Source organism: Streptomyces sp. Inha503 (genome assembly GCF_047215865.1).
Taxonomy (GTDB): Bacteria; Actinomycetota; Actinomycetes; order Streptomycetales; family Streptomycetaceae; genus Streptomyces; species Streptomyces lycopersici.
Genome location: NZ_CP178360.1, coordinates 8,292,336 through 8,319,275, shown reverse-complemented (window position 1 = coordinate 8,319,275; position 26,940 = coordinate 8,292,336). Strand labels below are relative to the sequence as shown.

General features: G+C 72.4%; 20 protein-coding genes. 4 read left to right on the top strand and 16 right to left on the bottom strand.

What is annotated here, in order from left to right; all coding sequences use genetic code 11:
- Positions 1-70: 70 nt before the first annotated feature.
- Positions 71-1,270 (top strand): PQQ-dependent sugar dehydrogenase, encoded by a 1,200-nt coding sequence (locus ACJX2R_RS35385; protein ID WP_413103426.1) that lies wholly within the window; start codon positions 71-73, stop codon positions 1,268-1,270.
- A 157-nt stretch (positions 1,271-1,427) separates the two neighbouring features.
- Positions 1,428-1,595: a DUF6191 domain-containing protein gene (locus ACJX2R_RS35380; protein WP_167396640.1), complete on the top strand. Its 168-nt coding sequence runs from the start codon at positions 1,428-1,430 to the stop codon at positions 1,593-1,595.
- Between the two features lie 117 nt (positions 1,596-1,712).
- Here ACJX2R_RS35380 and ACJX2R_RS35375 read toward each other — a convergent pair whose 3' ends face one another.
- From ACJX2R_RS35375 to ACJX2R_RS35365, 3 genes are all read right to left on the bottom strand, one after another.
- Entirely contained in the window at positions 1,713-4,961 is a 3,249-nt protein-coding gene (locus ACJX2R_RS35375; protein ID WP_413106019.1) for a helix-turn-helix transcriptional regulator, read from the bottom strand.
- 136 nt (positions 4,962-5,097) lie between these two features.
- Positions 5,098-5,289, bottom strand: coding sequence for a hypothetical protein (locus tag ACJX2R_RS35370; protein ID WP_413103425.1), 192 nt, complete (start codon positions 5,287-5,289; stop codon positions 5,098-5,100).
- Between the two features lie 151 nt (positions 5,290-5,440).
- Entirely contained in the window at positions 5,441-7,825 is a 2,385-nt protein-coding gene (locus ACJX2R_RS35365; protein ID WP_413103424.1) for an MMPL family transporter, read from the bottom strand.
- A 128-nt stretch (positions 7,826-7,953) separates the two neighbouring features.
- Here ACJX2R_RS35365 and ACJX2R_RS35360 point away from each other — a divergent pair, with 128 nt between their 5' ends.
- On the top strand, positions 7,954-9,444 hold the full coding sequence (locus ACJX2R_RS35360; protein ID WP_413103423.1) for a M81 family metallopeptidase: 1,491 nt from the start codon (positions 7,954-7,956) through the stop codon (positions 9,442-9,444).
- Positions 9,445-10,204: 760 nt separating this feature from the next.
- Here ACJX2R_RS35360 and gatB read toward each other — a convergent pair.
- The 11 genes from gatB to ACJX2R_RS35305 form a co-directional block, all read right to left on the bottom strand.
- Positions 10,205-11,710: an Asp-tRNA(Asn)/Glu-tRNA(Gln) amidotransferase subunit GatB gene (gatB, locus tag ACJX2R_RS35355; protein ID WP_413103422.1), complete on the bottom strand. Its 1,506-nt coding sequence runs from the start codon at positions 11,708-11,710 to the stop codon at positions 10,205-10,207.
- A 14-nt stretch (positions 11,711-11,724) separates the two neighbouring features.
- A complete protein-coding gene (locus tag ACJX2R_RS35350; RefSeq protein ID WP_020868240.1) occupies positions 11,725-11,964 on the bottom strand; it encodes a hypothetical protein in 240 nt (79 codons plus the stop codon).
- Positions 11,961-13,454: an Asp-tRNA(Asn)/Glu-tRNA(Gln) amidotransferase subunit GatA gene (gene gatA / locus ACJX2R_RS35345; protein WP_413103421.1), complete on the bottom strand. Its 1,494-nt coding sequence runs from the start codon at positions 13,452-13,454 to the stop codon at positions 11,961-11,963. The genes ACJX2R_RS35350 and gatA overlap by 4 nt, the downstream gene beginning before the upstream one ends.
- A gap of 5 nt (positions 13,455-13,459) precedes the next feature.
- A complete protein-coding gene (gene gatC, locus ACJX2R_RS35340; protein WP_020868242.1) occupies positions 13,460-13,756 on the bottom strand; it encodes an Asp-tRNA(Asn)/Glu-tRNA(Gln) amidotransferase subunit GatC in 297 nt (98 codons plus the stop codon).
- 193 nt (positions 13,757-13,949) lie between these two features.
- Positions 13,950-16,061 (bottom strand): putative bifunctional diguanylate cyclase/phosphodiesterase, encoded by a 2,112-nt coding sequence (locus tag ACJX2R_RS35335; protein ID WP_413103420.1) that lies wholly within the window; start codon positions 16,059-16,061, stop codon positions 13,950-13,952.
- A gap of 303 nt (positions 16,062-16,364) precedes the next feature.
- Complete coding sequence (gene ligA, locus ACJX2R_RS35330) at positions 16,365-18,599, bottom strand: NAD-dependent DNA ligase LigA (protein ID WP_413103419.1); 2,235 nt, start codon at positions 18,597-18,599, stop codon at positions 16,365-16,367.
- A 15-nt stretch (positions 18,600-18,614) separates the two neighbouring features.
- Positions 18,615-19,631: a methionine synthase gene (locus tag ACJX2R_RS35325; protein WP_413103418.1), complete on the bottom strand. Its 1,017-nt coding sequence runs from the start codon at positions 19,629-19,631 to the stop codon at positions 18,615-18,617.
- Between the two features lie 172 nt (positions 19,632-19,803).
- Positions 19,804-20,493, bottom strand: coding sequence for an SDR family oxidoreductase (locus tag ACJX2R_RS35320; protein WP_413103417.1), 690 nt, complete (start codon positions 20,491-20,493; stop codon positions 19,804-19,806).
- A gap of 158 nt (positions 20,494-20,651) precedes the next feature.
- Positions 20,652-20,837, bottom strand: coding sequence for a hypothetical protein (locus tag ACJX2R_RS35315; protein WP_413103416.1), 186 nt, complete (start codon positions 20,835-20,837; stop codon positions 20,652-20,654).
- Between the two features lie 71 nt (positions 20,838-20,908).
- The gene (locus tag ACJX2R_RS35310) at positions 20,909-21,436 is read right to left on the bottom strand and encodes a TIGR00730 family Rossman fold protein (RefSeq protein ID WP_079259081.1); all 528 of its coding nucleotides are present in this window, start codon (positions 21,434-21,436) and stop codon (positions 20,909-20,911) included.
- A 77-nt stretch (positions 21,437-21,513) separates the two neighbouring features.
- Positions 21,514-22,731: a glycosyltransferase gene (locus tag ACJX2R_RS35305; protein ID WP_413103415.1), complete on the bottom strand. Its 1,218-nt coding sequence runs from the start codon at positions 22,729-22,731 to the stop codon at positions 21,514-21,516.
- A gap of 98 nt (positions 22,732-22,829) precedes the next feature.
- On the opposite strand from ACJX2R_RS35305, the gene ACJX2R_RS35300 reads away from it, so the two are divergent.
- On the top strand, positions 22,830-23,819 hold the full coding sequence (locus ACJX2R_RS35300; RefSeq protein ID WP_413103414.1) for a MerR family transcriptional regulator: 990 nt from the start codon (positions 22,830-22,832) through the stop codon (positions 23,817-23,819).
- A 74-nt stretch (positions 23,820-23,893) separates the two neighbouring features.
- Here the strand turns inward: ACJX2R_RS35300 and ACJX2R_RS35295 are convergent, their stop codons facing one another.
- A complete protein-coding gene (locus ACJX2R_RS35295) occupies positions 23,894-25,648 on the bottom strand; it encodes a methyltransferase domain-containing protein (RefSeq protein WP_413103413.1) in 1,755 nt (584 codons plus the stop codon).
- A gap of 127 nt (positions 25,649-25,775) precedes the next feature.
- Positions 25,776-26,927, bottom strand: coding sequence for a tRNA 2-thiouridine(34) synthase MnmA (mnmA, locus tag ACJX2R_RS35290; protein ID WP_413103412.1), 1,152 nt, complete (start codon positions 26,925-26,927; stop codon positions 25,776-25,778).
- Positions 26,928-26,940 lie beyond the last annotated feature (13 nt).

Below are 26,940 nucleotides of genomic sequence, written 5' to 3'. Positions count from 1 at the left end.
TTCGGGGATGGGAACCCGGCGCGGGCCCGCGGTGTATAAGAATCAGTGCCGTGCCGCGGCACACGTGCCCATGGAGAGGAACCCGACCGTGCGACGTCCTCGCGTCACCTCTGTTCTCGCCGCCGCTGCCGCTGCCGCCGTGGTGCTCGTGGCGGGCTGCTCGTCCGACGGCGACAGCATCAATAGACCGGGTGGCCGCTCGTCCGGGCCCACGAAGCCGGGCGGCGGGGGCTCCTCCTCGGGGTCGCCCTCGCCTACGGAGTCGGCGGCGCCCGCGAAGGGCTCGGTGAAGGTGGAGCGCACGCTCACCACGAAGCTGAACTCCCCCTGGGGGCTCGCGCCGCTGCCCGGCGGGGATCTGCTGGTCTCCTCGCGGAACACCGGGAAGATCTTCAAGGTCTCCGCGGACTCGGGGAAGAAGACCGAGCTCGGGTCCGTCCCGGGCGTCTCCGCCGCCGGTGAGGGCGGGCTGCTGGGGCTGGCGGTCTCCTCCGACTTCGGCACGGACCATATGGTCTACGCGTACTTCACCACCGATTCGGACAACCGCATCGTCCGGATGGTGTACGACGACAAGCGCCCCGCCGGCGATCAGCTCGGCGCCCCGGACACGATCTTCAAGGGCATCCCCAAGGGCACGATCCACAACGGGGGCCGCATCGCCTTCGGCCCGGACAAGATGCTCTACGCGGGCACGGGCGAGAGCGGTGACCGCGGACTCGCCCAGGACATGGACTCCTTCGGCGGCAAGATCCTGCGGATGACCCCGGACGGCGAGCCCGCGCCCCGCAATCCCGACGCCCAGTCGGTCGTCTACTCCCCGGGGCACCGCAATGTGCAGGGTCTGGCCTGGGACGCGGACAAGCGGCTGTGGGCCTCCGAGTTCGGCCAGGACACCTGGGACGAGCTCAATCTGATCGAGCCGGGCAAGAACTACGGCTGGCCGGAAGTCGAGGGCAAGGCCGGGAAGAAGGGCTTCGCCGATCCGCTGGAGCAGTGGAAGCCCAAGGACGCCTCGCCGAGCGGAATCGCCTTCGCCAAGGGCTCGATCTGGATGGCCGGGCTGCGCGGTGAGCGGCTGTGGCGCATTCCGCTGAAGGGCGACAAGGCGGTGGCGAAGCCACAGTCGTTCCTGGACGGGAAGTACGGACGGCTGCGCAGCGTGGTGGCGGCGGACGACGGGGGGCTGTGGCTGACCACGAGCAATACGGATGGGCGTGGTGATCCGGGCCGGGAGGACGACCGGATCCTGCGGTTGGAGGTCCGCTGAAGGGATCCACTGACGGGAGAGCCACTTAAGGAAGGTCCACCGAGGGGAGGGCGAATCGGCTGGTCGTGGCGTTGAGTTCGGCCGACATGGTGCGGAGTGCCCGTTCTGTGACGGGTCTGCCTACACTGGCAGCAGTCGCACGCCTACGGGGGTCGTCATGTTCAACCTCATCGAGGAACTGTTCGCGCCCGGCCGCAAGCACACCGAGGAAGAGCGCAACCGGCTGGAGTTCACGCTCGACGAGACGCGCAGCAGCGACCCGGGGAAGGGCCCTATAGACCTTGACTCCGGGCGAGTGGTGATCCGTCCCCGCGAAGGGGACTGAGAAGCGGACTGACCCGGGAGAGGACTGACCCGGAAGGGGACTGGCCCGGCGGGCGGTCGGGGTACCGCGCGTCTCGTCAGCGCCCCGGCGTGCTGACGGTGCGCACCGCGCACCCCGTCAGCGGGCCGCCGCCGCGCCGTTGGCCAGGCCGTCCACCAGGCGCAGTCGGTGGGCCACTGCGGCAGCCTCGGTCCGGCCCGAGACGCCCAGCTTGGCCAGGATGTTGGAGACATGCACGCTGGCCGTCTTGGGCGAGATGAAGAGCTCCTCGGCGATCTGGCGATTGCTGCGGCCGTCGGCGACCAGCCGCAGCACATCCCGCTCCCGCGGCGTCAGCCCCAGCTCCTCGGCCGGATCGGCGGGTCCGGCGGCCTCGGCGGCCGGGGCCGGGGAGCCAGGGCCCGGAGGCAGCGCGGGGGTGCGCCCCGGGGACGCGTCAAGCGCGGCGCGGGTCACGGCGGACGCCAAGGGCAGCCGGGCACGCCGGGCCAGCAGCTCGATCTCCTCGCGCAGCGGACGGGCACCCAGCCGGTCGGCCACGGCATACGCCTGGGCGAGCAGTTCGGCGGCATGCTCGCGATCAGCCTGGGCCCCGGTGCCCCGACCCAGAGCACCCCGACCGGAGTCACCTTGGCCGGAGGCGCCCGGGCCAGGGGTGGCTACGTCGGGGGCACCTTGGCCGGAGAGGACCGGGGCGGGGGTGCCCCGGGCAGACGGGCTCGGGGTGGGGGTGAGTAGTGCCTCTGCCCAGCGGTGGCGGGCGCGGGCCAGGGGGTAGGGGCGATCCAGCGCGGCGAAGGCGGCCGTGGCCTCGGCCCAGAGGTCGGGCCGGTCCCGGCCCTCGGCGCGCGCCAGTTCGGCCTGGACCATCGCCGCGTGGGCCCGCCACACCGGCACGGGCTGCGGCACCCGCTTCACCGCCGCCCGGAGGCGGGCCAGCGCCTCGCCCCGGCCCGGCTCGGCCGTGGGCAGTCCGCGCGCGGCCGACTCGGCCGCGGCGGCCGCGTACAGCAACCGCCAGGCGTAGCGCTGCATCCCGGGCGGGAAACCGGTCTCCACGGCCTGGTCCAGCAGGGCCCGGACCTCCAGGATCCGGCCACGGGCCGCCGCGAGTTCGATGGCGTGCCCCATGATCTGGAGGGTGTACTGCGGTTCGGTGTTGCGGGCGCCGTAGTGCTCCCGGGCCGCGGCCAGCTCGCGCTCCGCCGTGTCCCACTCCCCGCGCGCCAACGCCAGCTGGACGAGCCGGTTGGCGGCGGTGCCGCGCGGCTTGGTGCCGAGGGCGAGCCGCCGGGTCTTCAGGGCCGCCGCCTCCGCCTCGTCCCAGCGGCCCAGGGAGAACAGCGACTCGGCCAGATTCCCGTAGACCCACGCCCGGGAGTCCACCAGGCCGACGCGGTCCAGGGCCCGGGCGCCCTCCTCGGCGGTCTCCACCGCCTCGGCCGACCGGCCGACCCCCTCCAGCACCGAGGCCAGATTCACATAGCAGCGCCCCAGGACGCTGATGTCATCGAGGTCCAGGGCCCGCTCGCAGACCTTGCGCATCTCGGCCAGCCCGCGCTCGACGTCGCCGGAGTCACCGGTGAAGTAGCCCAGTGTCAGACGGGCGTTCAGCTCCGTGCTCTCGGCGCCGACCAGCCGGGCCAGCTCCACCGCCCGCTCGGCGGCGGCCAGGCCCTCGGCGCCTGGCCGGTGGGTCATCGTCCAGCCCGCCACCTGCGCCATGACCTCGGCGTGCACGGGGGACGGCGGCAGCCCGCGCACCAGCTCCTGGGCCCGGCTCAGCTCCTCCCAGCCGTCACCGCGGGCCAGGCCCTCCATCAGTTTGCCCTGCTGGGTCCAGAACCAGGCGGCCCGCAGCGGATCGTCACCGCCCCGGTTCAGCGTCCGCAGCGCCCGCTTGCTGACGGCCAGCGCGCGCTCCCGCTGCCCGGACATATGCGCGGCCACCACCACCTCGGCGAGCAGATCGAGATGGCGCAGCGCCTGGTCCTCGCAGCCGCGGGCGGGGTACACCTCCGCGTAGTCCATGGGCCGCTGCGCCCGACGTATCTCCTCGGGGGCGTCCTCCCACAGCTCCATGGCCCGCTCCAGCAGCCGCAGTTGCTCCGCGTGGGCGTACCGCCGCCGCGCCGCGACGGACGCCTGGAGCACGGCGGGCAGGGCCTTGGCGGGGTCGTGCGCGTGGTACCAGTAGCTGGCCAGCCGGGCGGCCCGCTCATCGGCCCGTACCAGCGCGGGCTTGGCCTCCAGGGCCTCCGCGAAGCGCCGGTTGAGCCGGGAGCGCTCGCCGGGCAGCAGATCGTCCCGCACGGCCTCGCGCACCAGCGAATGCCGGAAGCGGTAGCCGCTGTCGTCGGCCGTGGGGCGCAGGATGTTCGCCCCTACGGCGGCCCGCAGCGCGTCGATCAGCTCGTCCTCGCCCAGCCGGGCGACCGCGCGCAGCAGTTCGTACTCCACCGAGGAGCCGCCCTCGGCGAGGATCCGCACCACCCCCTGGGCCTCCTCGGGCAGCGCCTCGACCCGCACCAGCAGCAGATCGCGCAGCGATTCGCTGAGCCCGGTGGCGCAGCCCTCGTTGAGGGAGCGGGCGATCTCCTCCACGAAGAAGGCATTGCCGTCGCTGCGCTTGAAGATCCGGTCGACCAGCTCGCGCTCCGGCTCGGCCCCGTTGATCCCGGTCAGCTGGGCGTGCACCTCGCCCCGGGTGAAGCGGGACAGCTCGATGCGCCGCACCTCGCGCATCCGGTCCACCTCGGCGAGGAAGGGGCGCAGCGGATGGCGGCGGTGAATGTCGTCGGAGCGGTAGGTGGCCACGACCAGCAGCCGGGCGCTGAGCAGCGAGCGGAAGAGATAGCCGAGCAGTTCGCGGGTGGAGCGGTCCGCCCAGTGCAGATCCTCGATGGCGACGACGAGGACGCGCTCCGCGGCCAGCCGCTCCAGCAGCCGGACCGTGAGCTCGAACAGCCGGGCCCGGCCGTCTCCGTCACGGGACGCGCGGGAGGTCTCGCCCAGCTCGGGCAGCAGCCGGGCCAGTTCGCCCTCCTGTCCGGCGGCGGCCCCGTCCAGCTCGGTGCCCAGCTTGCGGCGCAGTGAGCGCAGCACGGTGGACACGGGCGCGAACGGCAGTCCGTCGGCGCCGATCTCCACACAGCCGCCGACCGCGGCGACCGCCCCCGCGGCCACGGCCGAGGCCAGGAACTCGTCGATGAGCCGGGTCTTGCCGACCCCCGCCTCTCCCCCCACCAGCAGCACCTGCGGCTCGCCCGCGGTGGCGCGGGCGAGCGCGTCCTCGAGGGTCGCCAACTCCTGGGCGCGGCCGATGAAGACCGGGCTGACGGACGTGGTGTGCACGTCGTCGAGCATCGCACAGGGCCCCGACAGCGCGGCACCGGCTTTTCCGGCACCCGCCGTTCCGGGTTCCACCTCTCCGGCTCCAGACCCAGCTCCGGCTCCAGACCCTGCTCCAGCCCCTATGACGAGCGGCACGGCCCGGCCGCCGTCAGGCCGCCGTGCGGTACGACCGCGGTGAGCGGTCGCCGCGCCACCGCCGGACCGGCCTCGGCCGCCCTCCCCCCTCCCGCCCGGCCGACCGGCCGCCGGGCCCCTCGGCCGCCTCCCGGACCAGCCGGTGGGCGGCGGCCTCCCGCAGCAGCTCGGCCTCACGGATCCGGTACAGCTCATGGTGCAGCATGGCGTTCTCCCCCTGTGACGATTGGTTTCGTGGAACGCGTCCACTCTCGTCGCCCAGGAGGGCCCGGCACATCGGCAGGCTGCCCGATCTTCGCTCGGGCCAGGGCCTTAGGCACCCGGCCCACACGGCTGAGAAGGCCCGAGGAGGGTCCTTAGGGCACCGGCGACCGTGCCGTACCGGCCCGCGCCGCGCCGTTCGCGGGCTGCCCCGGCAGTGGCACGGGCACCGCCACCGGTCCGGGCGCCGACCCCTCGCCATCGCCATGGGCGTCGCCCTCACCATCGGCCTCGGCGTCGCCCGCGCCATCGCCCTCCGCCTCGATGCTGATCCTCGGCAGCAGCCGCTCCAGCCAGCCCGGCAGCCACCAGTTGGCGCCCCCGAGCAGATGCATCAGCGCGGGCACCAGGAGCGTACGGAGGACGAAGGCGTCCAGGGCGACCGCGGCCGCCAGTCCGATGCCGAACATCGCGATGATCCGGTCGCCGCTCAGCACGAATGCCGAGAAGACCGCGATCATGATGACGGCCGCGGAGTTGATGACCCGGCTGGTCTCGGCGAGCCCCACCCGGACCGCGGTGCGGTTGTCCCGGGTGCGCCGCCACTCCTCGTACATCCGGCTGACCAGGAAGACCTGGTAGTCCATGGAGAGCCCGAAGAGCACCGACACCATGATCACCGGCAGGAAGGGCTCGATCGGGCCCGCCCTGCCCAGCCCCAGCAGTTCGCTCCCCCAGCCCCATTGGAAGATCGCGACCACCACGCCGAAGGACGACGCGACGGCGGCCACGTTCATGACCGCCGCCTTGACCGGGATGCCGATGCTGCGGAACGCGAGCAGCAACAGCACACATCCCAGCGCCACCACCACCCCCACGAACAGCGGCAGCTTGCTCACGATCACCGCGGCGAAGTCGTCGTAGCCCGCGGTCAGCCCGCCCACGTAGACCCGCAGCGAGCTGCCCTCCTCGGCCCGGGGCAGCACCTCGGCGCGCAGCCGTCCGACGAGGTCGGAGGTGTCCCGTGACTGCGGTGCCGTCGTGGGGACGACCGTGATGACGCCGGTGTCGCCGCCTCCGCCCAGGTCCGCGGCGCTCACCGAGGCCACCCCGTGGATGGTGCGCAGGGTCTCGGACAGTTGGGTGAAGGCCATACGGTCGTCGGCCCCGTCCATGCTGCCTATCAGCGTCAATGGGCCGTTGAAACCTGGTCCGAACCCCTCGGCCAGCAGGTCGTAGGCGCGGCGCGTGGTCGAGGCCGAGGAGCCGTTGCCCTGGTCCGAGGTGCCCAGGTGGAGCGAGAAGGTGGGCAGGGCGAGCACCGCGATGAGGGCGGCCGCGGCCGCTCCCAGCAGTTTGGGGCGGCGCTCGACGTAGAGCGCCCAGCGGGCGCACAGGCCCTGGGACGCCGCGGCCTCCGGCCCCCGATCGGCCAGCCGTCTGCGCTCCTTCCGGCTCAGGGCCCGCATGCCGATCAGTCCGAGCAGCGCGGGCAGCAGGGTGAGCGAGGCGGCGACCGTAAGGGCGACGGTGAGCGCCGCCGCGACCGCCACCCCGTTGAGGAAGGACAGCCGCAGGACGAGCATGCCGAGGAGCGCGAGACAGACGGTCGCGCCCGCGAAGACCACCGCGCGCCCCGAGGTGGCCACCGCGCGCTGGGCGGCCTGCTCGACCGAAAGCCCCCGCCGCAGCCCCTTGCGGTGCCGGGTGACGATGAACAGCGCGTAGTCGATCCCCACGCCGAGGCCGATCAGCATGCCGAGCATGGGCGCGAAGTCGGCGATCGTCATGGCGTGGCCGAGCAGCCCGATGGCCGCGTACGCGGTGCCGACGCCGATGAGCGCGGTGGCTATCGGCAGAAGCGTCGCCGCGAGCGAGCCGAACGCGAGGAAGAGCACCACGGCGGCCACGCCGACCCCGATGGCCTCGCTCAGATGGGCGGGCCCGGTCCGCTCGGTGAGCCCGGCGCCCGCGCCGCCCATCTCGACCTGGAGTCCCTTGGCCCCGGCGGCGGCGGAGCGCACCGTGTCGAGCACCCGGCGCACCTCCGCCTCGCCCAGGTCGGCGGCGGGTTCGCGGAAGACGACGGTGGCGTAGGCGGTGTGCCCGTCGGCGCTGATCCGGCTGTTGTCACCGGCTTCGCCGAGCCCGCCGGATCCGCCCAGCCGGCCGGTGTCACCGGCGCCGTACGGACCGGTCGCGGAGACGGCGCCGTACGGGCCGGTCACGGAGGCGACGCCGGGCAGGTCCGCCACCTGCCGCAGCGCCGCCGCCATCCGCCGCTCGACCCCTGGGGCGCGTACGGTGCCCGCGCCGTCCGCGGTGTGCCAGACGATGGTGTCGCTGTCCCCCGCCCGGTCCGGCAGCCGCCGCTCCATCAGGGCGGAGACCTTGGAGGAGTCGGTGCCCGGGATGTCGTAGTCGTTGGAGTACGCCGAACCCGTCACGGCCGCCGCCGCGGCGACCCCGGCGAAGGCGGCCAGCCACAACACGATGACGATGGCGCGGCGCCTGAGACACCAGCGGGCGAGTGCGGCCATGGCTGCTTTCCGGGTCGTGCGCCGGGGGGCGCCGTGATGTGCTTGTGACCTGGCACTCTGCCAGGCGGAAAAGATCCTTTGTCCCCTTTGTGGGCTTCACCACATACGGGAGGGGGAAGTCGGAGAGCATGAATCCTGCCGCGTCCGGAGGCCGCCGCCCGCGTATCGGCATCGGCGGTATGCACATCGAGTCCAGCACCTTCAGCCCGCACCGCGCGGCCTACGACGACTTCCGCGTGACCCGCGGCGCCGAGCTGCTGGACCGCTACGCCTGGACCCGGCCGGACGGCGATCTGGCCGGGCGCGCCGAGTGGGTGCCACTGCTCCACGCCGTCTCGCTCCCCGGCGGCCCGGTCGAGCGCGGGACCTACGACCGGATCAAGGGCGAGCTGATCGACCGGCTGCGGCGGGCCGGGCCGCTCGACGGGCTGGTCTACGACATCCACGGCGCGATGAGCGTCGTTGGCCTGGAGGACGCCGAGGGCGATCTGACCGAGGCCGTACGGGAGGCGATCGGGCCCGACGCGCTGATCTCCGCCGCCATGGACCTCCACGGCAATGTCTCCCGCCGCTTCGCCGGCCGACTCGATCTGATCACCGCCCACCGGCTCGCCCCGCACGAGGACGCCTGGGAGACCCGCGAGCGCGCCGCCCGCAAGCTGGTGGAGCGCCTGGCCTCCGGCAGGGGCCGTCCGCATCTGGCCTGGGTGCAGATCCCGGTACTGCTGCCCGGGGAGCGCACCAGCACCCGTCTGGAGCCCGCCAAGTCGCTGTACGGGCGGCTGGCCGCCGTGGAGGCGATGGACGGTGTCGTGGACGCGGCGATCTGGGTGGGCTACGCCTGGGCCGACGAGCCGCGCTGCCGGGCGGCCGTCGTGGTGACCGGCGACGACCCCGTGCTCGCCGTCGAGCAGACCCGCTCCCTGGCCCGCGAGTACTGGGAGATGCGCCGCGACTTCGCCTTCGTCGGCCCCACCGGAGGCGCCGACGAGTGCGTCGCCGAGGCCATCGCCTCCTCCGCCCGCCCCTTCCTGATCAGCGACTCCGGCGACAATCCCACGGCCGGGGGCGCGGGGGACCTCGCCTATATGCTCGGGCGGCTGCTGGCCAACGAGGATCTGGCCGCCGGCCGCGCGACCGCCCTGCACCCCGGGATCACCGATCCGGCGGCGGTCGCGGAGTGCTTCGCCGCCGGGCCGGGCGCGACGGTCCGGCTGTCCGTCGGCGGCGGGATCAGCCGGGGGACGGCGGACCACGCCGCGCCCTGCGAACTGACCGGCGAGGTGGTCGCCCTGCGCCGGGACGACCCGGTCGGCGGGGATCTCGCGGCGGTGCGCCAAGGGGGCGTCACGGCGATCCTGGTCAGCCGCCGCAAGCCGTTCCACACCCTGGCCGACTTCGGCGAGCTGGATCCGCGCGGCTATGACCTCGTCGTCGTCAAGATCGGCTATCTGGAGCCCGAGCTGTACGACTTGGCGGCGGACTGGCGGCTCGCGCTCACGCCCGGTGGGGTCGACCAGGATCTGGCGCGCCTGGGCCATCGGCGGCTCGTACGGCCGCTGTATCCCTTCGACGACGAGGGGTTCGAGGTGCCGCATCTGGAGCCGATGCTGCTCTAGGGGTGGCCGGGCTGCTGTGGGGGGCGGCGGGTCTTGGGGCCCGGACCGCTCTGGGGGCGCCCGGCGGATCGTGACGCCTGCGGCGACCTGTTCCCCTCCCCGCCCCTTCCCGAAACTGGGGCTCCCCCAGACCCCAGCCGGACGACCCGGAGGTACGGGGGACGTCCGGGCTGCTCCAGGGGCGCCCGGCGGGTCTTGGCGCCCGCGGCGAGCTGCCCCCTCCCCGTCCCTTCCCACGGCATCGATATGCGGCTCCGCCGCATGGCGGGGCTCCGCCCCAGACCCCAGCCGGACGACCCGGACGTGCGGGGGCGCCCGGCGGATCGTGACGCCTGCGGCGAGCTGCTCCCCTCCCCGCCCCTTCCCGAAACTGGGGCTCCCCCAGACCCCAGCCGGACGACCCGGAGGTACGGGGGCGCCGACGTGGCGATGGCGGTCAAGCCGCCAGTGCGGGCGCCGCCCTCCCCGGCCGGATACCGCGGATGTGCACGGGCGTCCGCCGGTCATGCATTGCGACGGCGTGCCGCCCGCGCTCAGCCCGTCCGTGCGGGGGTTCACGGCGCGACGGTCGGCATGTCGCCCCCGGGGTCCAGGGGCGGAGCCCCTGGTAGCGGGAAGGGGCGGGGAGGGGAAAGCATCGCCATGCGGCTCCGCCGCGTGAGCCGCCGGACAGCGCGGAAGGGCGCATACGACGGCGGCGGGGCGCGCCCTCGCGCACCCCGCCGCCGTCAGGAACCGAAACGGATGTACGTCGAGCCGGTCAGCCCTCGACGCCCAGCTTCTCCAGGATCAGCTCGCGCACCCGCGCCGCGTCCGCCTGGCCGCGCGTGGCCTTCATGACCGCGCCGACCAGCGCACCCGCCGCCGCGACCTTGCCGCCGCGGATCTTGTCGGCGATGGCCGTGTTGGCCGCGATCGCCTCGTCCACGGCGGTGCCCAGCGCGCCCTCGTCCGAGACGACCTTCAGCCCGCGCGCGGCGACGACCTCGTCCGGGCCGCCCTCGCCCGCGAGGACGCCCTCGATGGTCTGGCGGGCCAGCTTGTCGTTGAGCGAACCCTCCTTGACCAGCGCGCACACCCGGGCGACCTGCGCCGGGGTGATCGGCAGCCCGGCGAGCTCCACACCGTCCTCGTTGGCACGGCGGGCCAGCTCGCCCATCCACCACTTACGGGCCTGGTCGGCCGGGGCACCCTCGTCCATCGTGGCCGTGATCAGGTCGATCGCGCCCGCGTTGAGCACCGACTGCATCTCGTGCCGGGACAGGCCCCACTCCTCGCGCAGCCGGTTGCGACGCACCCGCGGCAGCTCCGGAAGCCCGCCGCGCAGCTCCTCCACCCACGTCCGGGCGGGGGCGACCGGCACCAGATCGGGCTCGGGGAAGTAGCGGTAGTCCTCCGCCTCCTCCTTGACCCGGCCCGAGGTCGTGGAGCCGTCCTCCTCGTGGAAGTGACGGGTCTCCTGGATGATCGTGCCGCCGTCGTTCAGCACCGCGGCATGGCGCTGGATCTCGAAGCGGACCGCGCGCTCGACCGACCGCAGCGAGTTGACGTTCTTGGTCTCGGAGCGGGTGCCGAACTTGTCGGCGCCCTGCGGGCGCAGCGACAGGTTCACATCGCAGCGCATCTGGCCCATCTCCATGCGCGCCTCGGAGACCCCGAGCGACTTGATGAGCTCGCGCAGCTCGGTCACATACGCCTTGGCGACCTCCGGGGCCTTCTCCCCGGCGCCGACGATCGGCTTGGTGACGATCTCGATCAGCGGGATCCCGGCCCGGTTGTAGTCCAGGAGGGAGTGCTGGGCGCCGTGGATGCGGCCGGTCGCGCCACCCACATGGGTGGACTTTCCGGTGTCCTCCTCCATATGGGCGCGCTCGATCTCGACGCGGAAGACCTCACCGTCGACATCGACGTCCAGATAGCCGTTGAAGGCGATCGGCTCGTCGTACTGCGACGTCTGGAAGTTCTTCGGCATATCCGGATAGAAGTAGTTCTTCCGGGCGAAGCGGCACCATTCGGCGATCTCGCAGTTGAGCGCGAGTCCGATCTTGATGGCCGACTCGACGCCGGTCGCGTTGACCACCGGGAGCGAGCCGGGCAGGCCGAGGCAGGTGGGGCAGGTCTGCGCGTTGGGCTCGGCGCCCAGCGCCGTGGAGCACCCGCAGAACATCTTGGTCTTGGTGCCGAGCTCGACATGCACCTCGAGCCCCATCACGGGGTCGTAGGTGGCGAGGGCGTCCTCGTACGACACCAGTTCAGTGACGGTCACGGAAAACTAACCTCTCAGTCCGCGAGGACGTCGTCGTCGCCCATGCGCTTGAGCTCGCGGATGAGCAGGGCGACGCCGGTGACGATGGCGGCGGCCGAGACCACCGCGTCGGCCAGCTGTAGCTTGTCGTTCTCGAATCGGGCCTTCTTGGCCTGCTTCGCCACACTGACCGCGCCGAACAGCGAGGTCGCGATGGACAGGTAGGTGCCGGGCCTGGACTTCTTGAAGCCCTTCGCCTTCTTGATCGCACTCATAGGGACGGTGCCTCCTCGATCAGCGGGTGGTCCCACTTGCCGATGAGCGCGGCCTCGACCGCGGCACCGACCTTGTAGAGCCGGTCGTCGGCCATGGCGGGGGCGATGATCTGCAATCCGACCGGCAGACCGTCCTCCGGTGCCAGACCGCAGGGCAGTGACATGGCCGCGTTCCCCGCGAGGTTGGTGGGAATCGTGCAGAGGTCGGCCAGATACATCGCCATCGGGTCGTCGGCGCGCTCGCCGATCGGGAAGGCGGTGGTCGGGGTGGTCGGCGAGATCAGCACGTCGACCCGCTCGAAGGCCTTCTCGAAGTCGCGCTTGATCAGCGTACGGACCTTCTGCGCGGAGCCGTAGTACGCGTCGTAGTAGCCGGAGCTGAGCGCGTAGGTGCCGAGCATGATCCGGCGCTTGACCTCGGCGCCGAAGCCCTCCGCACGGGTGAGCGCGGTGACGTCCTCGGCGGACTTGGTGCCGTCGTCGCCCACCCGCAGGCCGTAGCGCATGGCGTCGAAGCGGGCCAGGTTGGACGAGCACTCGGACGGCGCGATCAGGTAGTACGCGGCCAGCGCCTTGTCGAAGGACGGGCAGGAGATCTCCTCGATCTCGGCGCCCAGCTCCCGCAGCAGCTCCACCGACTCGTTGAAGCGCTGCATGACGCCGGCCTGGTAGCCCTCGCCCGCGAACTCCTTGACGACGCCGATCCGCATGCCCCGCACGCTTCCGTTGCGGGCGGCCTCGACGACGGCCGGGACCGGCTCGTCGATGGAGGTCGAGTCCATCGGGTCGTGCCCGGCGATGACCTCGTGCAGCAGCGCCGCGTCCAGCACGGTGCGGGCGCAGGGTCCGCCCTGGTCGAGCGAGGACGAGAACGCCACCATGCCGTAGCGGGAGACCCCGCCGTACGTCGGCTTGACCCCGACCGTGCCGGTGACGGCGGCGGGCTGGCGGATCGAGCCGCCGGTGTCGGTGCCGATGGCGAGCGGGGCCTGGAAGGAGGCCAGCGAGGCGGAGGAGCCGCCGCCGGAGCCGCCGGGGACCCGGGTGAGGTCCCAGGGGTTGCCGGTGGGGCCGAAGGCGCTGTTCTCGGTCGAGGACCCCATGGCGAACTCGTCCATGTTGGTCTTGCCGAGGACGATCACGTCCGCGTCCCGCAGCCGCTGGGTGACGGTCGCGTCGTACGGCGGGATCCAACCGTCGAGGATCTTGGAACCGACCGTGGTCGGGATCCCCTTGGTGGTGAAGATGTCCTTGAGCGCGAGCGGAACACCGGCCAGCGGGCCCAGCTCCTCACCGCGCTCCCGCTTCGCGTCGACGGCGCGCGCCTGGGCGAGCGCCCCCTCGCGGTCCACGTGCAGGAAGGCGTGCACCTTCTCGTCGACGGCCTCGATACGGGCCAGGTGCGCCTCGGTCACCTCGACGGCGGTGACCTCGCCGGAGGCGATCCTGGCGGCGATCTCGGCCGCGGTGAGCCTGGTCAGGTCGGTCACGGTGGTCACTCCTCCCCCAGGATCTGCGGCACCTTGAAACGCTGCTGCTCCTGGGCCGGGGCGCAGGCCAGCGCCTGCTGCGGGGTCAGGGACGGACGGACCTCGTCCGGGCGCATGACGTTGGTCAGCGGCAGCGGGTGAGAGGTCGGCGGAACGTCTTGGTCGGCGACCTCGGAGACGCGGGCGACCGCGCCGATGATGTCGTCGAGCTGTCCGGCGAAGTGGTCTAGCTCTTCGGCCTTCAGCTCCAGACGCGCCAGCCGGGCGAGGTGGGCGACCTCCTCGCGCGTGATGCCAGGCATGCAGCGATCCTCTGGGTGAGTGTGGAGTGTTTCGGCCCCAATCCTATGGCTCCCGCCGCACGGCGCGCGAAAGGCTTTGCGGCACTCCACGTTGTGGGCAGTCGTCCCGCAGGGCGGGACGGGTGGGCACAACGCCACCCACCGGACCGCACCCGGCAACGAAACGCCAAGGGGCAGCACCGACGCCGCACCCCTATGTCACGGGCTGATCCGCGTCCTCGTCCGCCTCCGCGGCAGCGGCTTCGTCCGACGGCTCCGCCGTCTCGCGGTGCCAGCCACTCTCACCCCGCGCCCGCAGCCACGCCGTCATCTCCTCCGGCGGCATCGCCGCGGCCACCAGCCAGCCCTGGACCGCGTCGCAGCCCAGGTCCCGCAGCCGCTCCCAGGTCTCGTCGTCCTCGACGCCCTCCGCGACCACGAGCAGGCCCAGCGAGTGGGCGAGGTCGACCGTACAGCGGACGATCTCCGCGTCCTCGTTGTCCACCGCCAGCCGGGCCACGAAGGAGCGGTCGATCTTGAGCTCGCTCACCGGCAGCCGCCGCAGATGGACCAGCGACGAATACCCCGTCCCGAAGTCGTCCAGCGACATCTTCACCCCATGGCCGGTGAGCCCGGCCAGGGTGTCGGCGGCCCGCTGCGGGTCCTCCAGCAGGACGTGCTCGGTTATCTCCAGCTGGAGGGCGCCCGCCGGGACCCCGTGCCGGGCCAGCCGCCCGGCGACCGCGCCCGCGAAACCGGGGGTGTGGACATCGCGCGGCGAGACGTTGACGGCGACGGGCACCTCGAGGCCGTCCGCGCGCCACCGCGCGACCTGGCCCAGGGCCGTCTCCAGGACGTACTCGGTCAGCCGGGGCATCAGCCCGGAGCTCTCGGCCATGGAGATGAACTCGTCCGGCGGCACCTTCCCCCGGTCCGGGTGCACCCAGCGCACCAGGGCCTCCAGGCCCGCCACATGGCCGTCGAAGCCGACCTTGGGCTGGTAGTGCAGCTCGACGTCGCCCGCGTCCAGGGCGCGCCGCAGATCGCCGAGCAGACCGAGCCGGTCGGGGGTGTTGCCGTCCCGCCGCGCCTCGTACAGCTCGACTCCGCTGCGGTCCCGCTTGGCCTGGTACATCGCGACGTCGGCGCGGCGCAGCAGCCCCTCGGCGTCCAGGGCGTGGTCGGGGTAGACGGCGACGCCCGCGCTGGCCTCGAGCACCAGGGTCAGCCCGTCCAGGTCGAGCGGGGAGCCGAGGTCGCCGACGAGGACGCGGGCGCTGCGCTGGGCGCTGGTGAGCGAGTCGGTGGTGGGCAGCAACACCGCGAACTCGTCGCCGCCGAGCCGGGCCACCTCCGCCCCGCGCGGCAGGGCGAGCCGCAGCCGCTCGGCGATCTGGAGCAGCAGCCGGTCACCGGCCAGATGGCCCAGGGTGTCGTTGACCGAACGGAAGCGGTCGAGGTCCAGCAGCACCAGCGCGGTGCGGGTGCCGGCCCGCTCGGCCTCGTCCAGCGCGGTCCAGGTGCGCTCCAGCAGCCACTGGCGGTTGGGCAGTCCGGTGAGCGGGTCGCGCAGCTGCTCCTCGGCGCGGACCCGGGCGATCCACAGCGTGGAGTCCAGGGCGACCAGCGGCACCGCGAACAGCGGGAGCAGCAGCGGGGTGTCCCCGGCGACGACCACGATGAGGGGGGCGATGCCGAGGAGCGCGATGCCGACGAGGGCCTGCCGGAAGAGGGCGGTACGGGCGACGGTGGGCAGCCCGGCGCCGGGCGGGGCGAGGGAGCACCACAGCAGGGCGCGGGTCACCGCGAGATAGACGAAGGCGGCCAGGGCCGTCTGGGGGATGGCGGACACATGCCAGGTGTCGGTGCGCCAGGGGTGTTCGACGGAGGGGGTGATGCCGAAGGCGGCGAGGGTGAGGGCGGCCGCACCCACCCCGAGGATGTCGACCGCGCCGTGCAGGGCGGCCTGCCGCCATCGGTGCCGGCGGGCGGCGCCGACCAGGACGACCACGGCGAGGCTGACCAGCACGGCCGGAATCCAGCCGTAGAGCAGCAGCGCCGCCAGGGTTAACGCGGCCCCGGAGCCGGTGCCGCCCCACCAGCGGTCACGGCCGAGAGCGACCAGATGGCCGACGATGATTCCGGTGAGCACGGCGAGCGACCAGCCCACGGTTCCGTCGGGAAAGAGCGCATTGCCCGCGTCGAGCACTCGGAACACTCCGATACCGAGTGCGAAAGCCGCCATGGCGACCGCAGCGGCCGGCAGCGCGGGCAGCACGGCCCGGCGCAGCCGCGACGCCGGGGCGGCGCTTTCGGTCGGTTTCATACCCGTCCCTCTCACAGCCGGCGGTGCCAGCGCCACGGCGGGCGCACACCTCAACAGTAGGCGGCAGAAGGGGAAGACGGGCAGCGATCGGCGACGGTTCCCCGAATGCCGCCCGACGATCCATGACCTTCTGCTATGCGCTGTAAGGGTGATGCCCGCCGGCTGTACCCGGGAAGTGCTCCCAGTCGTAATCCGGCCAGGTTTGGACCCATTGAGCGGACAAGATGGCCGGAGCGCTGCGCCGGATGGGTGGAGCGGCTACTCCAGGGGCTACTCCAACCGCCGCTCCACCGGCCATCCGTGCTACTCGGCGGACTCTTCCCCGGACTCCTCCGCGGACTCTTCCCCGGGCTCTTCCGGGGGCGTCAACGCGACCTCTCTCGCCGCGTCGGGACCCTGTTCGAGCAGGACGCCAAATCCGTCCTCATCGAGCACGGGAACCTTCACCTGCATGGCCTTGTCATACTTCGAGCCCGGATTGTCGCCGACGACGACGAAATCGGTCTTTTTCGAAACCGATCCGGTGACTTTGGCACCACGGCTCTGTAGGGCCTCCTTGGCCCCATCCCGGGTGTACGACTGGAGCGTTCCGGTGACGACGACGGTGAGGCCCGCCAGCGGACGGGGGCCTTCGTCCTCGCCGCCCTCCTCCTCCAGCCGGACCCCGGCGCGCCGCCATTTCTCGACGATCTCGCGGTGCCAGTCGACCGCGAACCACTCCTTGAGCGAGGCGGCGATGGTCGGCCCGACCCCCTCCACGGCCGCCAGCTCCTCCTCGTCCGCCTCGGCGATCCGGTCCAGCGAGCGGAATTCCCGGGCCAGCGCGGTGGCGGCGACGGGGCCGACATGACGGATCGAAAGGCCGGTGATGATCCGGGCCAGTGGGCGCTCCTTGGCCGCCTCGATATTGGCCAGCATCGCCAGGGCGTTCTTCTTCGCCTCGCCCTTCTGGGTGGCGAAGAAGGTGACCACCTTCTCCTCACCGGTCTCGGGATCACGCTTGGGCAGTCCGCTGTCCGGGTCCAGTACATACGACCGAATGGGCAGCAGTTGTTCGATCTTCAGGTCGAACAGATCGCCCTCGTCCTTCAGCGGCGGTTCGGCGGGTTCCAGCGGCTGGGTGAGGGCGGCGGCGGCGACATAGCCGAGGTTCTCGATGTCCAGGGATTTCCGCCCGGCGAGATAGAAAATCCGCTCGCGCAGCTGCGCCGGGCAGGACCGGCCGTTGGGACACCGCAGATCGACATCGCCCTCCTTGGCGGGCTGGAGCGGTGTATCGCACTCGGGGCAGGCGGCCGGCATCACGAATTCCCGCTCGCTGCCGTCCCGCAGATCGACGACCGGGCCCAGAATTTCCGGAATGACATCGCCCGCTTTGCGGAGCACCACGGTGTCACCGATCAGCACACCTTTGGCCTTGACCACATCCTGGTTGTGCAGCGTCGCGAATTCGACCTCCGAGCCCGCGACGGTGATCGGCTCGACCACCGCATAAGGCGTCACCCGCCCCGTGCGCCCCACGCCCACCCGGATGTCCACCAGCTTGGTGTTGACCTCCTCGGGCGGGAACTTCCAGGCGATCGCCCAGCGCGGCGCCCGCGAGGTGGAGCCGAGCCGCCCCTGGAGCGGGATCTCGTCCAGCTTGACGACCGCGCCGTCGATCTCGTGCTCCACCGAGTGCCGGTGCTCGCTCTCGCCGTAGTACCCGATGTACTCGCGCACGCCCTCGATCGAGTCCACCACCGAGAAGTGGGCGGCGGTGGGCAGCCCCCACTCGTGCAGCAGCTCGTACGCCTGCGACAGCCGGTCGATGTCGAAGCCCTCGCGCGCCCCGATGCCGTGCACCACCATGTCCAGCGGCCGGGACGCGGTGATCTTCGGGTCCTTCTGGCGCAGCGAACCCGCCGCCGCGTTCCGGGGGTTGGCGAAGGGCGGCTTGCCCGCCTCCACCAGCCGGGCGTTCAGCTCCTCGAACCGCTCGCGGGGCAGGAAGACTTCGCCGCGCACCTCCACCAGCGCCGGGACGCGGTCGCCGGTCAGCCGGTTGGGGATCTTGGCGATCGTCCGCACATTGGGCGTGATGTCCTCGCCGGTGCGGCCGTCGCCACGGGTCGCGGCGCGGGTCAGCCGCCCATGCTCATAGGTGAGGTTGACCGCGAGGCCGTCCACCTTCAGCTCGCACAGGAAGTGGTACGAGCCGCTGCCCAGCTCCTTGGCGATGCGGTCCGCCCAGGTGGCCAGCTCGTCGTCGTCGAAGGCGTTGTCCAGGCTGAGCATCCGCTCGCGGTGCTCGACCTCGGTGAACTCCGTCTCGTACGCCCCCGCGACCTTCTGGGTCGGCGAGTCGGGCGTACGGAGCGTGGGATGCTCCTCCTCCAGCGCCTCCAGCGCGCGCAGAAGCTTGTCGAACTCGGCGTCGCTGACGACCGGCGCGTCCTTCACGTAGTACCGGAAGCGGTGCTCCTCGATCTGCTCAGCGAGCCTGGCATGCCTCTCCCGCGCCTCGGCGGGGACCTCTGACTGCTGTTCGCCGGCCACCGTGTCGTCCTCCCGTTACTCAGGGTTGTCCGCGAGCGATCTCGCCGCCCGGACGCAGTGGGCCAGCGCGGCGCGGGCGTACCCGGGCGAGGCGCCCGCGAGCCCGCACGACGGGGTGACCACCACCGACTCCGCGAGAGTCGCCGGTGCCAGCCCCAGCCTGCGCCACAGCGTCCTGACACCCCCGACGCTACCGGCAGGGTCCGACAATGGGGCGTCGGTGCCGGGTACCGCGCCGATGAGGAGTGCCGTACCGCCTTCCACGGCTTCCCCGATCGCCTCCTCCTCACCCTCCGTGAGCAGCGACAGATCGAAGGAGATCCCCGCGACGCCCGCGCGCCGCAGCAGCCCGAACGGCACGGCCGGCGCGCACGAGTGCACCACCACCGGCCCGTCGGCCGCCTCCACCAGGGACCGCAGCGCGCCCTCGACCACGCCCCGGTCCACGGCGGCGTGGGTGCGGTAGCCGCTCGCCGTACGGACGCTCCCGCGCAGCACCGGCGTCAGCGACGGCTCGTCGAGCTGGAGCACCACCTCGGCGCCCGGCACCCGGCGGCGCACCTCCGCCAGATGGGCGCGCACGCCCTCGGCGAGCGAGGCCGTGAGGTCCCGGCAGGCGCCCGGGTCGCTCAGCGCGGCCTCGCCGCCGCGCAGTTCGAGGGAGGCGGCCAGGGTCCAAGGCCCCACGGCCGACACCTTGAGCGCGCCCCGGTGCCCCTGGGTGAACTCCTCCAGCGCGTCCAGATCCTCGCCCAGCCAGGAACGGGCCCGCCGGGTGTCCCGGCCCGGCCGGTCGCTGATCCGCCAGCCGCTGGGCTCGACATGCGCGTACAGCTCGGCCAGCATCCCGGCGGTGCGCCCGATCATGTCCGCGCCGGGCCCGCGCGCGGGCAGCTCCGGAAGGTACGGCAGGGCCTCCAGCGAGCCGGTGACGGTCTTCGCGGCCTCCCGCGCGTCGCCGCCCGGCATCGATCCGACGCCGCTGGCGGTTCCGGGGGGCCATGGGTGGTGGGTTGTGGTCTTGTCGCTCACCAGCGAAAGGGTAAGCGGTCCGCTGGAGTGCCCCGAGATTCCGGGGTGCCCCGCATTGCCGTCGGTCGGCTGCGGCGGCGTCGTGGCTGGTCGCGCGCACGCGGCGGAGCCGCACATCGACACAGCCCCGCGCCCCTGCGGGGCACCACCCACCGCAGCCGAGGACAGCGACTCAGCCGCGCGGGCGCACCTGGAGGTCGGTGATCTCGGCGTCGTGCGGCAGGTCGAGCGCGGTCAGGATGGTGCTCGCCACGGTCTCGGGCGCGATCCAGCGCTCCGCCTCGTACTCCTTGCCCTCCTGCTGGTGCACCTTCACCTGCATCGGGGTGGCCGTGCGCCCCGGGTAGACCGTGGTCACCCGGACGCCGTTGCCGCTCTCCTCCCAGCGCAGCGCGTCGGCCAGCGCCTTGAGCCCGTGCTTGCTCGCGGCATACGCGGCCCACTGGGCGTTGGCGCGCAGCCCGGCGCCGGAGTTGACGAAGACGACATGCCCCTGGGCGAGCCGGAGCTGCGGCAGCAGCAGCCGGGTCAGCTCGGCGGGGGCCACGAGGTTGGCGGCGAGCTGGCGGTTCCACGCCTTCGGGGTCAGCTCCCCGACCTCGCCCAGGTCGACCACTCCGGCGATGTGCAGCAGCGAGTCCAGCCGGTCGGGCAGCGCCTGATGGCCCAGCGCCCAGGACAGCCGGTCCGGGTCGGCCAGGTCGCCGACGACCGTCCGTACCCCCGGGAACCGCTCCGCCAGCTCCTTCGCCCGCCCGGCGTCCCGCGCGAGCAGCCACAGCTCGTCGCCGCGCTCGGCCAGCCGCTCGGTGACCGCCGCGCCGATGCCCGAGCCTGCCCCAGTGATCAGATGCGTTCCCATGCTCCCCAGCTTGCCTCACCGACGGGCGCGCCCCGACGACGGTCCCGGCTTGGTCCCGGCTTGGCGCGATCCCATGCCCGAAACCCGTGCGGCCTTCCCGCCGGGCGCTTGCGTCCTGTAACGGGCGCGGCGCTCGCCGTAATGGGGCTCGCGGAAGATCAGGCGGCGAGGGCCGGAACCGGTGCCGGCGGGGGCCCACCCCAGGACAACTCGAACCACAGCGTCTTGCCGCCGAGCCCGAACGGCTCCTCACCGATGGCACAGCCACCCCAGCGGTCGGCGAGGACGTCAAGGATGAACAGGCCGCGCCTGAGGGGGCCGTCCCTCAGCTCGACACGGTGCAACGCTGGACCTGATGGAGGGATCCGCGCTCCCCGGCGCGGGCACTTTGACCGGTTGCTGAACTGACAAGTTTTCAGACGGACTCCAGATACGTCATGGCCTCCACCCCGTTCTCCGCGAAGAAGACCAGCTCGCTCAGCGGCCGGGGCAGGAACCCCTCCTGCTCCATCCGCTGGAACTGCTGCTTGAGGCCGTCGTAGAACCCCGCCGCGTTGAGCAGCACCACCGGCTTGATGTGCAGTCCGTGCTTCTTGAGCTCCAGGATCTCGGTGGCCTCGTCCAGCGTCCCGGTGCCGCCGACCATGATCACGACGGCGTCGGCGCGGGCGAGCAGCTGTGCCTTGCGCTCGGCGAGGTCCTTGGCGATCACCATCTCGTCGGCGTTCTCCCGGGCCTTGGCGGCGAGGAACTCCACCGAGATCCCGACCAGCCGCCCCCCGTGCTCCTGCACCCCGTCGGCCATCACCTTCATCAGCCCGACGTCGGACCCGCCCCAGACCAGCGTGTGCCCGCCCTTGCCGATCAGCTCGGCGAACTCGCGGGCGGGGGCGGTGTAGCGGTCGTCGAGGTCGGCGGCGGAGCAGAAGACGCAGATGTTCATGCGCGCCACTCTACGAGCCGGGTCGGACACGTACACCGCTCCGCGCCACGGATCGCCTCGCGGTGCCGCGCCCGGCCTCACCTTCCGCGCACGCCGCCTATATGGGCCAGCACCGCCGCGGCGCCGTCCTCCGTGGCGATGGCTTCGGCGAGCTCCGTCGCCCGGCGGACGGGGGCGGGTTCGGTCAGGCAGGTCGTGATCGCCGCGCCGAGGGATTCGGCGGTGAGTTCCTCGAGCGGCAGCGGCCGGGGGGCGACTCCGAGCCGGTGCAGTCGCGCCGCCCAGAACGGCTGGTCGGCCATGGCGGGCACCGGCACCGCGGGGACCCCGGCGCGCAGTCCGGCCGCGGTGGTGCCCGCTCCGGCGTGGTGGACGACGGCGGCCGTGCGCGGGAACAGCCAGTCGTGCGGGAGGTCGCCGATCGCCAGGACGTCGTCCCCGGCCGCCGTCAGCCCGGCCCACCCCGCCTGCACCACCGCGCGCACCCCCGCTCGGGCCACCGCCGCCGTCACCAGTTCGCCCAGCCGCTCCCCCTCGCCCGGTGCCATGCTGCCGAACCCGATGAACACCGGTGGCGGACCGGCCTGGAGGAAGTCGGTCAGCTCGGCCGGGGGACGCCAGTCCCGGGGCCGGGCGGGCCACCAGTAGCCCGCGACCTCGACCCCGGACGGCCAGTCCGCCGGGCGCGGTACGACCAGCGGGCTGAAGCCGTGGAAGACCGGCCGGAGGTCCGCTCCCGTGGTCCGCGAGGTGGCGGGTGGCAGTCCGAGCCGGGTGCGCAGGCCCGCCACGGCGTCCGCCTGGAGCGCCCCGGCGTCCGCCAGCAGCCGCCGCCCCGCCGCCAGGTTGCCGGCCGGCCCGAGGTCCTCGGCGTCCGTCGCACCGGCCAGCGGGAACTCCCTTGTGGCACAGGCCGGTGCGAGAAAGGCGCCGATGACGGGGACGCCGGACGCCTCACCGGCCGCCCGGCTGAGCGCCGCCGGGCCGAATGCGGTGAGTACCAGGTCGGTCCCGTCCGCCACCGCCGCCGCCACTCCGTCGGCGAGCCGGTCGAGGAACGCCGCCATCGCAGCCCGCGCCTCCTCCCACGAGGCCGCCCGCGCCCTGGCGCGGATCAACTCCCGTGGATCGCCCGGCAGCGGCCGGTGGTCCAGGCCGCATCCGTCGATGAGTCCGGCGAAGGGCGGGTGCGCGGCCACGGCCACCTCATGACCGGCCGCCAGCAGACGCCGCCCCAGGCCCGTGTACGGGGCGACGTCCCCGCGCGAACCGGCGGTCACGATCAGAATCCGCATGTGATGATCCTCCTCGGCGAGTGCCGTCCGGGCACACCCGGACAACGGCGGTCGCCGCGGACGCTAACGGCTCCTGCGCGGTGGAGGTTCAAGCGGCTGTGACGCACGGCACACAGGGCGACGCACGGGGCGGCACACAGGGCGACACACAAGGCGGGAACGCCGTGGGCATCGGCGAGTTGGCCGCGCGCACCGGACTGCCGGTGAAGACGATCCGCTACTACTCGGACATCGGGCTGCTGCCCGAGAGCGGCCGCAGCCCGGGCGGTCACCGCAGATACGCCGCGGACGCGCTGCCCAGGCTCCGGGTGATCCAGCACCTCCGCGCGCTCGGCACCCCCATCGCCGCGATCGCCGCGGTCATGGCGGGGGAGCGCTCGCTGGGCGAACTCGTCACCCGCGAACTGGACGCGGTCCAGGAGCGGTTGCGCGAGGCGACATGGCGCCGGGAGCTGCTCCGCGTGCTGGACGACTGCCCCGGGCCGGAGCGGCCGCACCGCCTCGCCCTGCTCGCCGGGGTGGGCAGCCCGGACGACGCCCACGACCGGCTGGTGCGGTACTGGCACTGGGCGCTTCCGGCCGGTCTGCCGCGCCGTCTGACCCAGGCCGTCATCGACGGCGCGGTGCCCGCGCCACCGGCCGCCCCGACCGCCGCGACCGTCCTCGCCTACGCCGGGCTCCACGCCGTGGCCACCGCGGACGACCGGCGCCGGCAACCGCAGCCCCACCAGGTGGGCGACGTGGCGTCGTTCTACGCCGGTCTCCTGGACGCCTGCGCGCTCGCCGGTGAGGCCCTGGCGGCCGGCTGCCCGGACCGGCGCGCCGAAGCGCTCGGCCACTTCGTACGCGCCTACGCCCGCATCGGCGGCCATGACGACACACCGGCGTTCCGTGCGTGGCTGCGCGCCCGGTTCCGCCGGGGAACGCGCGCCGGTTCGTTCTCGCTGCGCTACTGGCGACAGGCCCTCGCCGTCACCGGCGAGACCCCGCCACCCTCCGCGACCTGCGGCCAGGGACACCTCGCGGCACCGCTCGCCGCCCTGCACCACCAGGTCGCGGGCCTCCCGCTGACCGCGAACACCCGGTGAGCCCCCGGGGTGGCCGGTGTGGCGGGACCGATCCGCCACACCGGCCACCCGACGGGGTCACGCCCGGCGCTGACTCAGCGGGTGAAGTGGAAGATGCCCCAGGTCACATGGCGGTTCCTGCCGCCCTCGACCCAGTTGCTCAGCCCCTTCTTCATATGGGTGAGGTAGTCGGCGCTGACCTGCTCCGCCAGGCCGTCCGCCTCCTGGCGCCGGGTTTCCTCCAGGACCCGGGCGTAGTGGGTGATCAGATGCTCGCGGTGCTCCTGGAAGCCGCCGCCGACCTCGATGAAGCCGAGCCGCGCCAGTTCATGGCGGTAGAACTCGGGCGACCCCATGGTCTCCAGATGGATGCGGTCCAGGATGGGGCGGAGGGTTTCGGCGGGGCAGCCGTCGGCCGCCATGGGGTCGGTGAAGATGAGGTGACCACCGGGGCGCAGCACGCGGGCGGCCTCCTCCAGGGGACGGGCACGGTTGCCGCTGTGCAGGAACGCGTCCTGGGACCAGACGACGTCGACGCTGTCGTCCGGCAGCGGGATGGACTCGAAGGAGCCGTCGATCACCTCGATGGCCTCGGTCAGCCCGCGCTCGGCGTTCAGCGCGCGATGCCGCTCGTTCTCCACCTCGCTGAGGTTGAGCGCCATGACTCGGCAGCCGTACGTCTCGGCCAGATAGCGCGCCGAGCCGCCGAAGCCCGCTCCGAGGTCAAGGACGACGGAGGACTCGGTCAGGTCCAGCTGCCCGGCCATACGGGCCACGGTGCGCCTGCTGGCCTCGGCGATCCGCTCGTCGGGCCGGTCGTAGATGCCGATGTGGATGTCCTCGCCGCCCCAGACACTCCAGTAGAAGGCGTCGGCGTCCGCGGAGTTGTAGTAGTCGCGGGCGGTGCCCACGGCTCCCGAATACTCCCCGTCGGCCGTGACCGAACCGTTCGGCCCGGCCGGCTCCTCCGTCGTGCGGTACTCCTTCTCCGCGACGTGGATGAAGAAGTCGGGCCGCTCCTCCCGGTAGGTGTGCTGGAAGTCGCCGTAGGTCTCGATCCGCTGGAAGCCGACCTCCTCCATCAGCCTGCGCGTGTAGTCCTTGCGCAGCGGAAACATGTTGAGGTGGTAGACGGATTCGTCGGGGAAGCTGTAGCGCATGCGCACCAGCCCCTCGTCCACGTACTCCGGTTCGACGGCGACGTCTTCTCCGCAGTAGTAGTACACATGCTTGCTGCTGTAGCCGCGATCGAGGATCGCGTCGTAGTTGCGGTGGTCCAGGATCAGGATTCCGTCATGCTTGAGCATGGCGTAGAACTCCGCGAGCGCCTTGCGCCGGTCACGCTCGGAGAACAGATGCGTGAAGGAGTTCCCGAGACAGACGATGGCGTCGTACTCGCCGTGGGCGTCGCGGTTGAGCCAGCGCCAGTCGGCCTGGACGACGCGGAGGATGTGGTCACCGTGCTTGAGCCCGTTGGAGAATGCCTGGGCGAGCATCTCGGCGCTGCCGTCGGCGCTCACGGCCTCGAATCCGGCCTCGAGCAGCCGGACCGAATGGAAGCCGGTCCCGGTGGCCACGTCCAGGACCTTCTTGACCCCGCGCTCGCGCAGCAGGTCGATGAAGAACGTACCCTCGCTCTCTGCCCTCCGGTCCCAGTCGATCAGCGAGTCCCACTTTTCTACGAAGCTGGGTACGTACTCCTCTGTGTAGTGATCAGTGTCCCTGACATCAACTGGATTGTCGCCAAATTTCTGTACAGGTTGCGCAGAAATAACGGAACCTCCGGTGCTGAGACAGCGGACCACGGCACCCGTGTCCGCGGGGCGCATTCCCAGATTCACGTGACGCATGCCACCGGAATGGCCGGGCGCACGTTAATTTCAGAAAAACTGATCGCGCCAAACGGAGATCAACCACTCAATCCTGACTTTCGGCTTCTTTCTCACCAAAAGTGGATATCCACCTGGGGCCCGGAGCCTACGAGGCAACCGCCCGGGCCCGCTCGGTCGCGGCGATGGTCGCGGAGCCGACCACCCGGGTGTCGTCGTAGAGCACGATCGCCTGCCCGGGCGCCACGCCCCGCACCGGCTCGGTGAAGGTCACCCGCAGCTCGGTTTCCCCGATCCGCTCGGCCATCACCTCGGTTTCGCCGCCATGTGCGCGCAACTGGGCGGTGTACGTACCCGGGCCCACCGGAGGCGCCCCGCACCAGCGCGGCTTGATGGCGGTGAGGGCGGTCACGTCCAGGGCCTCGGCGGGGCCGACCGTGACCGTGTTGTCCACCGGGGAGATGTCCAGGACATAGCGCGGCTTGCCGTCGGGCGCGGGACGGCCGATGCGGAGCCCCTTGCGCTGGCCGATGGTGAAGCCGTACGCGCCCTCGTGGGTGCCCAGCCGGTGCCCGTCCTCGTCGACGATGTCGCCCTCGGCCGTACCGAGGTGCCGGGCCAGGAAGCCCTGGGTGTCGCCGTCGGCGATGAAGCAGATGTCATGGCTGTCGGGCTTCTTGGCCACGGCCAGGCCCCGCCACTCCGCCTCCGCGCGGATCTCGTCCTTGGTGGTCAGGGTGTCGCCGAGGGGGAACATCGCGTGGGCGAGCTGGCGCTCGTCGAGCACGCCGAGGACATAGGACTGGTCCTTGGCCATGTCGCTGGCGCGGTGCAGCTCCCGCGAGCCGTCCTCGCGCTCCACGATCGTGGCGTAGTGCCCGGTGCAGACGGCGTCGAAGCCGAGGGCGAGCGCCTTGTCCAGCAGCGCGGCGAACTTGATCTTCTCGTTGCAGCGCAGACACGGATTGGGGGTGCGGCCCGCCTCGTACTCGGCGATGAAGTCCTCGACCACGTCCTCACGGAAGCGCTCGGCGAGGTCCCACACATAGAAGGGGATCCCGATCACATCGGCGGCCCGCCGGGCGTCCCGCGAGTCCTCGATGGTGCAACAGCCACGGGCGCCGGTGCGGAACGACCGCGGGTTGGCGGAGAGCGCGAGATGGACGCCGGTCACATCGTGGCCGGCCTCGGCCGCCCGCGCGGCGGCGACCGCGGAGTCCACACCGCCGGACATGGCGGCGAGGACGCGCAGCCGACGGCCGTCGCGGGGACCTGTGGGCGCACCGGGGAAGTCAGTCATAACCCCGTCAGCA